The organism is Clostridium aromativorans (genome assembly GCF_020908015.1).
Taxonomy (GTDB): Bacteria; Bacillota; Clostridia; order Clostridiales; family Clostridiaceae; genus Clostridium_B; species Clostridium_B aromativorans.
Window position 1 is genome coordinate 90973 of record NZ_JAJJPB010000006.1, and the last position, 13067, is coordinate 104039.

Annotated in this window: 13 protein-coding genes; 1 reads left to right on the forward strand and 12 read right to left on the reverse strand. The window is 32.4% G+C overall.

Going from position 1 to position 13067, the window contains the following annotated elements; genetic code table 11:
* Positions 1-4: 4 nt before the first annotated feature.
* The 12 genes from LN736_RS07210 to pta form a co-directional block, all read right to left on the reverse strand.
* Positions 5-340: a putative DNA-binding protein gene (locus tag LN736_RS07210; RefSeq protein ID WP_150355892.1), complete on the reverse strand. Its 336-nt coding sequence runs from the start codon at positions 338-340 to the stop codon at positions 5-7.
* A 107-nt stretch (positions 341-447) separates the two neighbouring features.
* Positions 448-1359: a signal recognition particle-docking protein FtsY gene (gene ftsY, locus LN736_RS07215; RefSeq protein WP_150355891.1), complete on the reverse strand. Its 912-nt coding sequence runs from the start codon at positions 1357-1359 to the stop codon at positions 448-450.
* 50 nt (positions 1360-1409) lie between these two features.
* Entirely contained in the window at positions 1410-4973 is a 3564-nt protein-coding gene (gene smc, locus LN736_RS07220; protein WP_179977234.1) for a chromosome segregation protein SMC, read from the reverse strand.
* 14 nt (positions 4974-4987) lie between these two features.
* A complete protein-coding gene (locus tag LN736_RS07225) occupies positions 4988-5083 on the reverse strand; it encodes a DUF4044 domain-containing protein (protein WP_150355889.1) in 96 nt (31 codons plus the stop codon).
* Between the two features lie 14 nt (positions 5084-5097).
* On the reverse strand, positions 5098-6180 hold the full coding sequence (locus LN736_RS07230) for an elongator complex protein 3 (protein ID WP_229981262.1): 1083 nt from the start codon (positions 6178-6180) through the stop codon (positions 5098-5100).
* A 13-nt stretch (positions 6181-6193) separates the two neighbouring features.
* Positions 6194-6907 carry a ribonuclease III gene (gene rnc / locus LN736_RS07235; protein WP_150355887.1) on the reverse strand — a complete coding sequence of 238 codons (714 nt, stop codon included), beginning with the start codon at positions 6905-6907 and terminating at the stop codon, positions 6194-6196.
* 199 nt (positions 6908-7106) lie between these two features.
* Positions 7107-7340, reverse strand: coding sequence for an acyl carrier protein (gene acpP, locus LN736_RS07240; protein ID WP_150355886.1), 234 nt, complete (start codon positions 7338-7340; stop codon positions 7107-7109).
* 113 nt (positions 7341-7453) lie between these two features.
* The gene (gene plsX / locus LN736_RS07245) at positions 7454-8476 is read right to left on the reverse strand and encodes a phosphate acyltransferase PlsX (protein WP_150355885.1); all 1023 of its coding nucleotides are present in this window, start codon (positions 8474-8476) and stop codon (positions 7454-7456) included.
* A gap of 86 nt (positions 8477-8562) precedes the next feature.
* Entirely contained in the window at positions 8563-8745 is a 183-nt protein-coding gene (gene rpmF / locus LN736_RS07250) for a 50S ribosomal protein L32 (RefSeq protein ID WP_150355884.1), read from the reverse strand.
* 13 nt (positions 8746-8758) lie between these two features.
* Positions 8759-9256: a YceD family protein gene (locus LN736_RS07255; protein ID WP_150355883.1), complete on the reverse strand. Its 498-nt coding sequence runs from the start codon at positions 9254-9256 to the stop codon at positions 8759-8761.
* 70 nt (positions 9257-9326) lie between these two features.
* On the reverse strand, positions 9327-10526 hold the full coding sequence (locus tag LN736_RS07260; RefSeq protein ID WP_150355882.1) for an acetate kinase: 1200 nt from the start codon (positions 10524-10526) through the stop codon (positions 9327-9329).
* Between the two features lie 78 nt (positions 10527-10604).
* Positions 10605-11600: a phosphate acetyltransferase gene (gene pta, locus LN736_RS07265; protein WP_150355881.1), complete on the reverse strand. Its 996-nt coding sequence runs from the start codon at positions 11598-11600 to the stop codon at positions 10605-10607.
* A gap of 218 nt (positions 11601-11818) precedes the next feature.
* Here pta and LN736_RS07270 point away from each other — a divergent pair, with 218 nt between their 5' ends.
* On the forward strand, positions 11819-13048 hold the full coding sequence (locus LN736_RS07270; protein WP_150355880.1) for a nucleotidyltransferase: 1230 nt from the start codon (positions 11819-11821) through the stop codon (positions 13046-13048).
* The last annotated feature ends 19 nt before the right edge of the window (positions 13049-13067 follow it).

Sequence of the window (13067 nt, forward strand, 5' to 3'; positions counted from 1 at the left end):
TAAATTAAATATTCTTTTTTACATAATCTTTTACCTTGTTTAAAACTTCCTCATTTCCACTGCAACAAAGGGAATCTATAAATTTCAAGATAGATTTTTTATTTTCTTCTAAATTTTTTCTTTTTTTCAATATATGTAATTTATCCTCATACTCTAGTAAAAGCTTATGACATCTTTTTATAATATCGTATACCGCCTGTCTGCTTGTATTGGTATGCTCTGCTATTTCCCTTAAAGACAAATCTTCATCATAATAAAGTTCCATTACATCTCTCTGTTTTTTTGTTAAAAGTTCACCATATATATCAAGCAATACGGAAAGTCGTATTCTCTCTTCCACGCTATCATCTCTTTTATTTAATAAAATAAATAACATATACCAAACCTTAACCAAATAAATAATATCAAAATTAATAAATGCTGTCAAGTATTTATACTTAACAGGATTTAAAATAATGCCTCCACAAAATCCCTACTTTTAAATTCCTGTAGATCGTCAATGCCTTCTCCAACTCCTATTAATTTTACAGGTATATTTAAACTGTGCTTTATAGATATTACGATTCCACCTTTAGCAGTGCCATCCAGTTTAGTGAGTATTATACCATCTACAGGACACACTTCGGTAAATTGTTTTGCCTGCTGGACTGCATTCTGTCCCGTAGTTGCATCCAATACGAGAAATATCTGTTTAAAAGCCTCTTTATACTCTCTTTCTATTACTCTGTTTATCTTTTCAAGTTCTTTCATCAAATTTTTTTTATTGTGAAGCCTTCCGGCCGTATCACATATCAACACATCTGCTTTTCTAGCTTTTGATGCCTGAATTGCATCAAATACAACTGCTGCTGGATCTGAACCCTCTTGATGCTTTATTATTTCGACACCAGCCCTCTCACTCCACACCTCAAGTTGATCTATGGCAGCAGCTCTAAAAGTATCCGCTGCAGCCATAATCACTTTATATCCTCTATCCTTTAGTTTATAGCATATCTTTCCTATGGAAGTAGTTTTTCCCACTCCATTTACCCCTATTACCAATATTATCTCTGGAATTTGCTTAGGTACAATACTGTTTTCCTCCTCACCCAGTATGTCTATAATTATCTTCTTTAAACAGTCATTTAATAAATTGGGATCTTTTATTTTATCTTCTTTTATTTTCTCCTTCAATCTATCTATAATATACACTGTAGTTTCTACACCTATATCCGCAGTTATAAGTATCTCTTCTAGCTCATCATACAGCTCCTCATCTATAGTTACAGCTCTGCTCAACATGTCCGTTATTCTTCCCGTCAGGTTGCTTTTAGTTTTTTCAAGACCGTTCCTCAATTTGTCAAAAAATTCTTTAAACATTTTTATTTACCTTCCCATTTTCTATATATTTTGTTGTTAAATATACCTTTTTAGTAATTCTCTTTCAAATCCACAGAAACTATTTTTGAAATACCTTTTTCCTCCATAGTAACTCCATACATCACATCACTTACTTCCATAGTTGCCTTTCTATGAGTTATGATAATAAATTGAGTATTCTCAGCAAATTTTCTAAGAAATTTTGCATATCTCATCACATTTGCATCATCTAATGCAGCTTCTATTTCATCCAGTATACAAAAAGGAGTTGGTTTAATCTTGAGTATAGCAAATAGCAGCGCTATGGCGGAAAGTCCCTTTTCACCTCCCGATAGGAGATTTATATTTTGCAGTTTTTTACCTGGAGGCTGGACTGTTATATCTATATTTGCAGTGAGCTCGTCACCATTTACAAGGATCAAATCTGCATTTCCTCCATTAAACAATTCTTTAAATATAGAATTAAAATTTTCTCTCAATTTACTAAAATTTTTTTTAAAGAGCATTCTCATTTTTTCCGTCATCATATCTATCACATTTTCCAGTTCATTCTTAGACTTTACCAGATCTTCCTTTTGTAAACTCAAAAACGTAACTTTCTCTTTCAATGAATCATATTCTTCTATAGCTCCCAGATTAACTGCCCCAAGTTTAGATATACTATTTTTCAAATTTAATATTTCTTCATTGTACTCATTTAAATTATCTATGTCATTTTTATATTTTAGAGCATTCTCATAGGTAATTTCCATATCTTCTTTCAATTTCAAATACATATTATCTTTTTCTGTTGAAAGCTTAGCAATAGATAACTGCATTTTGTGAAGTCCCTGCTCCTTTTTATTTACTACAAGGGCTAAATCTTCCAATTTTTCATTATTCATTTTTATATTGTCTTTGAGTCTTGTAATTTTTAAATTATTTTCTTCCATAATTCCCTGTAATTCTTCTATTTTCAGTTTTGCATTGTCTATATTTTTAAAATTTGTAACTTTTTTCAATTCGCAGTCATGTATATCTCTCCTGCACTTTTCAATTTCCATATTTATATTAGATTTTTTTGAGTCCAATTCCTTTATTTCCTCTTCTAATCTTTTTAGTTCCTGTGATCTATTTAAGATATTCTCATCAGTTTTCGCTATTTTTATTTTTAATTGAGTGAGACTCTCTTTTTTATTCTCAGAATCCTTTTTTTTATTTTTTAATTCTTCTTCCATCTGCAGGATATGTTTGTTATTTTGGCTTTGTTTTTCATAAAGTATTTTTAAATTTCCCTCTTCTTCTTGTAATTTAACTTCTTTATTTGCTTTATTTTTAGAAATTATCTCTATTTCTCTATTTGATATATTTATATTTTCCAGTAACTTTGAATTTTCCCCTTCTATATTATCTATCTGGCCCTTCATTTTAGTCTTTTCTATATTTTCTGCATAAATTTTATCTTTCAAAGACAAAACATCTTCATTATTTCTAGTCATGGCCTCCTTATTATCACTTATTTTCTCTTTCAAATTCTGTATTTTTACCTGTATATCTTTTATATTTGTAGATATTTCTTCTATCTCTCTCTTTCTTCCTATTATGCTGCTGTTTTTTTTCCTGATACTTCCTCCTGTAAGAGATCCTCCCGGATTTACCATATCTCCTAAAAGAGTTACTATCTTAAAACTATACCCACTTAATTTAGCTATTTTAAGGGCACTGTCCATATCACTACAAATTATTGTCCTTCCCAATATATACTCCATAATTTTCTTAAATCCACTTTTACATTCTAAAAGATCACTGGCAATACCTATATAGCCTTTTACATTTTTCAATCTGTCACTCTTTAATATTTTTTTCCCCTTAATTGTAGTAAGAGGTAAAAATGTAGCCCTCCCCATATTATTATTTTTTAAATATTTTATAAGAGTTTTAGCCATAATTTCATCTTTGGTTATTATATTTGATATAGAACTTCCAAGGGCAATCTCTATACAGGTTTCAAATTTTTTTTCAAGAGTTATAACTTCTCCTACCAAAAAGCAATCATTCTCAGTAATATGAAGCTTACCCTTTTTTATTTCCATCATAAGTACTCTTGCCGCTCTATTATATCCTTCGTAGTGTTCCTTAAGATTTACCAGCATAGTATGATTTGCCTCTAATTTATTGTAAACTGCGTTTAATTCACTTAATTTTTTTTGTCTGGACGAAAAAACTTCATTTAGTTTCAAAATTTTTTTCCTATTTTCATCAATATTAAATTGATATTCTTTAACACGACTTTCTATATCATCCATTTTTAAAAGTACCATTTTCTTAGTGTTGGAATTTATTTTAATAGAATGAATATAGCTTTCACAGGATGTCTTCATACTTTGAATTTTTTCCGTCATATCCCTTATATCTTTTTTAATTGAAATTATATCATTTTTTAAACTGGATATATTTCTTAAATGTTCTATTTCATCTTCTTTAAGATTCCTATATAGATCTTCTTTCTCCTCTATACTTTTCTCAATAATTTTCACAAAATTATTCTGTTCCTCCAGCTCATCACTTATCTCTTTTTTAGTTATCTTCAATTCAGATAGAGTATCTTCCTGTATTTTCTTCTGCTGCATATTTTGAACCCTTTTATCCTCTATCACATTCAGCTCCAGCATATCTTTTTCTATAACTTTTTTTATGCTTTCAGTCTGCTGTACTAATAGTTTTACATCGCTGCTTGCCTTTTGAACCCTCTCCCTGTTTTCATAATAATTTTTTCTACGGCTGGTATTCTCTCTGTTTAAATTTTCCATTTCTTCATTTAATTGACTTACATTTAATTTTAATTCAACAAATTCTGAATTCAATTCTTTAGTGTCCTGTTCAGCAGATTCTGAAGATTTTTTTATTTTATCTATTTTGTCCTCTAATTTTTCAATGGAATGAATCAGCATATTTATTTTCATTTCTCTCAATTTTTTAGATAACTTCAAAAATTCATTGGCTTTTTTTCTTTCAATTTCAAGAGGTTCCAATCTGCCCCTGTAACTTTCCAAGATATCTCCTATTCTCAATAAATTAATATGGGTATTCTCAAGTTTTTTTTCTGATTCTTCCTTTCTCCACCTGAATTTTACAATTCCTGCTGCCTCCTCCAAAATACCTCTTCTATCTTCTGGTTTGCCATTCAAAATAGACTCTATATTACCTTGTCCTATTATGGAATAGCCCTCTCTCCCTATACCCGTATCCATAAAAAGTTCATTTATATCTTTTAGCCTACACTGTGTATTATTTATATAGTATTCGCTTTCTCCAGATCTATAAAGTCTTCTGGAAATTGTAACATCTGAATAATCTATAGGAAGCTTCTTGTCCGTATTATCTAAGGTAAGAGAAACTTGACACAATCCTACAGGTTTTCTAAATTGAGTCCCTGCAAAAATTACATCCTCCATTTTCCCTCCCCTTAAATTCTTTATGCTCTGTTCTCCAAGTACCCACTTAACCGCATCTGAGATATTACTTTTCCCACTTCCATTTGGTCCTACAATAGAGGTAATCCCATCTGTAAATACCAATTCTGTTTTATCTGCAAAGGATTTGAACCCCCTCATACCAATAGTTTTTAAAAACATAAACTAGACACTCCTTACCTAAAAAACATTGGCAGTAATCCCATTATAAATATAAGTACTACAAAAAACACAATTGCTTTAGTCATTTTATCTCTGGCCTGTTTTCTCACAACATTCACTCTCCTCATACTATAATTTTATTTAAATATTCCTTCGTTATATAATCCTCTACTGACAGGGTCTTACTAAAATCTTTACCGTCTACAATTAGGGTTTCCCTATTAACCGCACTGCTCTGTATGACTTTTATAGAACATCTTCTCAATTTTTCTTCCAGCTTTATGAAATATTTCTTTTTATCTGCATACAATTTAGATAAGTCTCTATTATTTATTCTTACCTCCACCTCACCTTCATATGATTCAGGTATAATGTGTTCTAAAATACTATTATAAATACTTCCTTCCACCAGTTCTCTAAAGGCTGGATGAAAAGGTCCTGCCACCACATCTGCTCCAACATTTATTTCCTCTGTAGGTTGAAGTCCAATTCTAATTACATTTATTTTATTTGCCCTTAAAATACAGTACAGAGTTCTACATACATCTACTGCACCATCTAGATCATAGGGTTTATATATTCCTTTTCTATACATTATTTCCATAGGTGTTTGCTTTATTACAAGAGCAGGATACAATCTGTATATATCTGGCTTCATGGCTATGGACTCCTTTACAGTCTTTATATCTTTATCAAAGCTATCACAGGGTAATCCCAGCATCACTTGATGTCCCAATGTAAAGCCATATTCTTTTATAAGGAAAGACGCCCTTTTAACATCTTCTGGAGAATGACCCCTCCCTGATTTTACAAGAACTTCTCTATCCAGGGACTGTATACCCAGCTCTATTACCTTCACTGAATAATACTTTAAATTATCCAGTATATTCTTATTTATATAATCCGGCCTTGTAGAGAGATGTATAAAATCTATATCTCCACTATCCTTGTATTCTTTAGCTATTTTTAAAAGTTCCCTTTGTCTTTTCATTGGAATATCCGTAAAAGTCCCTCCAAAAAATGAAATTTCCACTGTTGAATTTTCTCTTCTTATAGTTTTTAGATATTCTTCCACAGTTTTTCTGACAAAATCAGCATCAACCACTTGCCCATTTCCTGTAATGATACTTTGATTACAAAAAACACACTTATGCGGACATCCTTCATTAGGTACAAATATAGGTATTATATAATGTCTATTTTTCATCTATTTTACCTCTCTAAACTCTGCCGCTGGTCTTAAAATCCAATTTGTTCAGGGCATTGTGTGCCGCATTCTGCTCCGACTCTTTTTTACTGTAACCCATGCCTTTTCCCAACACATTTTTATCCATGCACACCTCGGTATAAAATTTTCTCCTATGAGGTGGTCCGTCATAGCTTATAAGCACATAGTCTATAGATACATCTCCATTTTTTTGAAGAATCTCCTGAAGCCTGGTTTTATAATCCAGTACTATTTTATTTTCCATGGCCTTTTGTATAATACCATTAAAATTATCAATGATAAATTTTCTGGCCCTCTCATATCCAAAATCCACATGAACTGCTGCAATAATAGCTTCCACACAATCTGCAAGTATGGATGTTCTCTCTCTTCCCCCTGTAAGTTCTTCCCCTCTGCTCATTTTTATGTATTTCCCTATATCCCATTTCCTGGCTATTTCATAGAGAGAATTTTCGCAAACTATAAGGGATCTCTTTTTAGTAAGCTCACCTTCAGGCTTATTTTTATACATTGAAAATAAATATTCTGATATACAAAGCTGCAATACAGAATCTCCCAAGAATTCCAGCCTTTCATTAAATTTTACATTTTTTCTTCCATTGGCATAGGAACTATGGGTCAATGCTATTTCAATCAATTCTTTATCTTTAAAACATATATTCAACCTTTTCTCTACATTCTCAATATAATTTGTTTTTTCATCCATTCATATTTCTCCTTTTGGAATTTATTCTTCAATTTACAGCAAATTACCCGCTGTATGCCTATAAAATCAAATTCAAGAATAAGTTCATCTTATTTATTCACTATAATACAATAATTGATTATCTACAAGAAATCAAAAACACAGCGTTCTTTTTGAAATTTAAAGCCCCGTATTCAAACGGGACTTTAAGGTATTTGATCTATTCTTCAGTATGAGCTTTTATGTACTCAACTACATCTCCCACTGTTTTTACTTTTTCAGCTTCCTCATCAGGTATTTCTAAATCAAACTCTGTTTCCAGAGCCATTATTAACTCGACTATATCAAGTGAATCTGCACCTAAATCGTCAACAAAAGATGATTCCAAATTTATTTCCTGTGAATCTATTCCAAGTTGTTCAGATATTATTTTTTGTATTTTTTCAAATATCATAATTCCACCTCCAAAAAAATTTTCTACATAAATAATATTACATAACTTATGTATCGTCAACAATAAATACCAGTGAATTTTGTTTTTAAGTATTTGAGTTTAATATATTTATATTATTGCTTTTTTATATTATCACTTTCAATTTCAGGTATCTTTTCTATTTCAGATTTTATTTTATCTATAACTTTATTGTCATAACAGTCTACAGCCCTTTTTATGGCATTTTTAAATGCTTTCCCATTTGAGCTTCCATGGGCTTTTATGCATATACCCCTAGAACCTAAGAAAGCTGTCCCTCCATATTCAGAGTAGTCCATCTTACCTTTAATTTCACTAAAAACCGGCTTCAGCATAATTCCACCAAGTTTAGTTCTAAAGGATTTCATAATTCCTGCCTTTAACATTTCAAACAAATTCAGTGCCACACCTTCATACATCTTCAAAACAGTATTTCCAATCATTCCATCACAGACTAATATATCTATATCTCCCGCTGCAATATCCCTTGGTTCCACGTTGCCAACAAAATTAAAATCCATTTTCTTTAAAATCTTATAGGCACTTTTGGTCAGCTCATTTCCCTTTTCCTCTTCCACACCTATATTTATGAGTCCTATAGATGGATTCTCCTTTTTTAAAACATTTTCCAAATATATTTTACCCATAAGAGAAAACTGCAGCAAATATTGAGGTTTACAATCCACATTGGCTCCCGCATCTATGACCATAAAATCTCCATTTTTTCCCGGCATAACAGGCGCCAGCGCCACTCTGTCAACACCTTTGATTCTACCTACAATTAAAGTAGCACCTGCCATAAAGGCTCCTGTGCTTCCTGCCGATACAACTGCATCTACCTTTTTTTCCTTTACAAGAGTCAGTGCTTTAACTAAACTTGAATTTCTCTTCTTTCTAACTGCCATAACAGGCGCTTCTTCAGTGGTTATAATTTCAGGAGTATTTAAAACACTTATTTTATCTTTAGGATAACTGTATTTGGATAACTCCTCTTCAATTTTCTTCTCTCTGCCCGTTATTATTATATCTACATCAGTTTCTTTAACAGCTCCAACTGCACCTTCAACTACAGCCGAAGGTGCAAAATCTCCCCCCATCCCATCTACAGCAATTATCATATATCCTCTCCCCTTTTACACACTAACCAATCTTATAAATACTGTCTTATCTATACAAAAAAAGAAAGCCTCAGGACTTTCTTTTATTAATTTTCAGTTGCAACAACCTCTTTGCCCTTGTAATATCCACAATTTTTACATACTCTATGAGCAAGTTTCATTTCATGACACTGAGGACACTCAACTAAATCCGGTAAGTTCAGTTTAAAAGTCTGTGCTCTTCTCGAATTTTTTTTTGCTCTTGAAGTTTTTCCGGCTGGATTTCCCAAAGTAAACACCTCCTTAATCAGTAAAAAGCATATCTTTTAATTTTGCCAATCTTGGATCAATATCATCATCTCTGCACTGACACTGAGAATAATTTAAATTAGTGCCGCACTTTTGACATAAACCCTTACAATCTTCTTTGCAGAGCCTTTTAATTGGCAAGCTCAATATAATATTATTCTCTAATATTTCTGTAATATCTATTATATCACCATTTATGAAGATGATTTCGTCATCTCCAACTGCGTTATTTGTGAACTTTTCAGCAATAGATATGTCTACAGCATATGGAAATTTTTCAAAACATCTTGAACAAGTGAGCTGTAACAAACAATGTAATTTCCCAGCTAATATAAAAACATCCTCTGCCCTAGTTAAAGTTCCACTAAAATTCATGGGCTGCAGAAATTTCATGTACTCCCCGCCATAGTAGAACCCCTCATCTTCTATTGTAAGTTCAAGTTCTCTTGATAATACATCCTTATCAAATAATTCCGATATATTCAATTCCATAATACTCACCTCTATACATTAGCCACAATTTATTATATAGAGATGAGCATTAAAAGTCAAGTTTTATATCCTATTTAAGATTTTTCACTATGTCCTTGGTATCCCTGGCTATCATGAGTTCCTCATTTGTAGGAATTACAAATACTTTTACCTTTGAATCAGAAGTACTTATCTCCAATGCTTCTCCCCTTATGTTATTTTTTTCAGGGTCTATTTTAATTCCAAGATAACCAAGTCCACCGCATACAGCAGCCCTGCTGGTAGCTGAATTTTCCCCAAGCCCTGCTGTAAATACTATGGCATCTACACCGTTCAAAACCGCAGCGTAAGCCCCTATAAAGGATTTAACCCTATGATAGTATAGATCCAATGCCAGTTTTGCCCTCTTATTCCCGGAATTAGCTGCACTTTCTACATCTCTAAAATCACTGCTAACTCCTGAAACTCCAAGCACTCCTGATTTTTTGTTCATCATTACATCAATATCATTTATAGACAGACCTGTTGCATTCATCAAAAATGGTATTACAGCTGGATCTATATCTCCACACCTAGTTCCCATGGCAAGCCCCGCAAGGGGTGTGAATCCCATACTAGTATCCGCCGATTTTCCCTTATCCACTGCACATATGCTAGCTCCATTTCCCAAATGACACGTTATAATCTTAAGTTCTTTTATATCTTTTCCCATCAATTTAGCTGCTTCTATAGATACAAATCTATGAGAAGTACCATGAAATCCATATTTTCTGATTTTATATTTTTCATACAATTCATAAGGAAGAGGATACATATAAGCATAATCTGGCATCGTCTGATGAAAAGCCGTATCAAATACTCCAACCATCGGTGTATCTGGCATTAATTGCCTACACGCATTTATACCTATTATATTAGGTGGATTATGTAATGGCGCCAGTGGTATGCAGTCTTTAAGAGCTTTCATAACCTTTTCGTCTATAAGTACAGATTTTGCATATCTTTCACCGCCATGAACAACCCTATGGCCTACTGCAGATATTTCCGACATATCATCTATTACACCGTATTCTTTATCCACAAGAGCATCAAGAACTAATTTTACTGCAACTTTATGATCTTCCATAGGCTGCTCTACAATATGTTTTTGACCATTGACCCTATGAGTTAAAATAGATCCCTTTATTCCAATTCTCTCTACAAGTCCCTTTGCCAGAACATTTTCGTCCTTCATGTCTATAAGTTGATATTTTAATGATGAACTTCCACAGTTCATTACTAATATCTTCATTCCAAACTTCCTCCCACTTTATAATTAAGTTTTCGCTTCATATTAAATATGATTATTTGTAAATAGATCCAATCTACTTTAACCTTGTGCTTGAACGGCCGTCACTGCTACTACATTTACTATATCTTCAAAGCTGCATCCCCTAGACAAGTCGTTTATCGGCTTTGCAAATCCCTGTGATATAGGTCCTATAGCCTCAGCTTTAGCAAATCTTTGCACAAGTTTATATCCTATATTCCCTGCCTGTATATCCGGGAATATTAGTACGTTAGCTTTTCCTGCTACATCGCTGCCTGGAGCCTTTAAATTTGCAACAGTTCCCACTATGGCTGCATCCAGTTGGAGCTCTCCATCTATTTTTAAATCAGGTCTGGCCTTTTGAGCTATCTTAGTTGCATTAACCACTTTGTCGACCAAATCATGTTTTGCACTTCCCTTAGTTGAAAATGACAGCATCGCAACTTTTGGATCCATCCCGCATAATTTCTTTGCAGTTTCTGCCGTAGTTATTGCAATAGAAGCCAGCTCATTTTCATCTGGACATGGATTTACTGCACAATCTGCAAATAGCAGCAGACCTTTATCACCATATTCACAATCTGGAACTCCCATTATAAATGTACTTGAAACTACTGATACTCCTGGAGCTGTTTTTACTATCTGAAGGCCGGGTCTTAAAAGATCCCCTGTAGTATGTACAGCTCCCGAAACAAGTCCATCTACATCTCCAAGTTTAACCATCATCGTAGCAAAATATATAGGATCCCTGACTATTTTATCAGCTTTTTCTAAGGTTATTCCTTTCTTTTTTCTCAATTCATAAAATTCATTGACATAAGTTTGGAGTTTGCTTGAATTCTCTGGATTCTCTATTTCAGCTCCATCTAAATTCACTCCTAATTTTGATGCTTTTTCCCTTATAGTACTTTCATTTCCTATTAAAATTATATCAGCAATACCATTGCTAATTATTTTTTCGCAAGCCTTAAGAGTTCTTTCCTCCTCACCTTCAGCGAGCACAATTTTTTTTCTGTCAGCTCTTGCCATATTCCATATTTGTTCCATTAATTTCATATTCGTTTCTCCTTTCAAAATTAATATAAGATTAAATACAATTATACTATAATCCTTTTTAACTATATTTTTCAATGAGAAATTATCAGATTTAAAGTTTTTAACAAGATTTTTTAATAAATCTGTATGTAAAATACGATTTATGGATTATAATATACTGGTATAATAATCTTTATGTTTTTATAAATAGACTATACTATAATAGAAAGGAAACTTCAATGAATATTACAGGAATAATAGCAGAATATAATCCATTTCACAATGGACATAGATATCATATTGAAAAGACAAGATCTGCAACTAAATGCGATGGAATAATAGCAGTACTGAGCGGAAATTTTGTCCAAAGAGGTACTCCATCCATTATAGACAAATGGACTAAAACCAATCTGGCACTTTTAAACGGTGTGGACTTAGTCATAGAACTTCCTGTACTTTACAGTTTATCTTCTGCAGAATTTTTTGCATTTGGTGCTGTAAGTCTTCTTGAAAATCTTGGTGTAGTAAAAAAACTGTGCTTTGGAAGTGAATGTGACAATATTCAGCTTTTAAAATCAATAGGTAAGATATTGTGTCAGGAACCTGATGAATTCAAGCATGCTCTAAAAAAGAATTTATTCTCAGGAATATCCTATCCTCAGGCTAGAAGCAGGGCATTAATCGAATTTTTACACAACAGAAACGATCCCGACTTCAAAGATTATGATCTGAAAAAAATACTGTCTTCTCCCAACAACATTCTTGCAGTAGAATACTGCAAAAGCTTATCAAAAATGGGAAGCAGCATTGTTCCTCTATGTATAAAAAGAGTTGGCAGTTCCTATGATAATTTAGAGATACAGAACAATTTTTCCAGTGCATCTTCTATAAGAAATTTTATAAAAAAGAAGGGTAATTTCGATGATTTAAAAAATAATTTACCTTCCAGTACATTCTCTATTTTAAAAAAGCTGCAGAATTCAGGATATAATTTCACTTTTGAGGATTCTCTAGTGCCCTATTTAAAATACAAGAACTTTTTCTATAATAAAAAGTTAAAAGAGCTTCCCGATGTATCTGAAGGTATTGAAAATAGAATATTCAATGCCATAAAAAATAATTTCTCCTACCAGAGTATTATAGAGGCATCCAAAACCAAAAGATACACTTACAGCAGAATAAGCAGAATATTGTGTCAATTCTTTTTGGGATTTGAAAATTTGGATACAGGAATCTTGAGAAAAAATACTTGCCCCTATGCAAGAATACTTGGTTTTAATGATACAGGCAAAAAAATTCTCAGAGAAGTCAAAAAAAAATCTCACCTTCCCATCTATATAAAAATTCCTCAAAAAACAAGTAAAATTCTAAGACTGGATATATTAGCTACTAATGCCTACAGTCTTTTAAACAAAAACGCACCTTTTAATAGCGATTATATTAAAAGTCCCATTATATATAATAGATAAAACTTAGAATAAGCATCCT